The sequence below is a fragment of the Arthrobacter sp. E70 genome (assembly GCF_058266945.1).
In genome coordinates this window covers 1-276 of the sequence record NZ_JBYQFR010000050.1, presented here as the reverse complement: position 1 = coordinate 276, position 276 = coordinate 1, and the positions used below count along the sequence as shown (strand labels likewise).

The window sequence follows — 276 nt, the reverse complement described above, 5'->3', positions numbered from 1 at the left end:
GAGGGTGGTCCGTCCTGCGGTGGCGCCGATGATGAAGCCGCGGGTCATCTGGTCGGCGGCGGCCCAGAAGGCGTCGCCGGTGCGCTGGAAGCCGAACATGGAGTAGAAGACGTAGACCGGGACCAGGGGCACGCCGTGGGTGGCGTAGGCGGTGCCGGCGGCGGTGAACGCTGCGACGGCGCCGGCTTCGTTGATGCCGGGGTGGATGAGCTGGCCGGCGGGGGATTCCTTGTAGGCCAGGACGAGGTCGCGGTCCACGGACAGGTAGTTCTGGCC

The 276-nt window shown here is 70.3% G+C and carries 1 pseudogene; it reads right to left on the bottom strand.

Going from position 1 to position 276, the window contains the following annotated elements:
- Positions 1-276: pseudogene (locus AC3IMC_RS20490) on the bottom strand (pyruvate dehydrogenase (acetyl-transferring), homodimeric type); the annotation flags it as partial.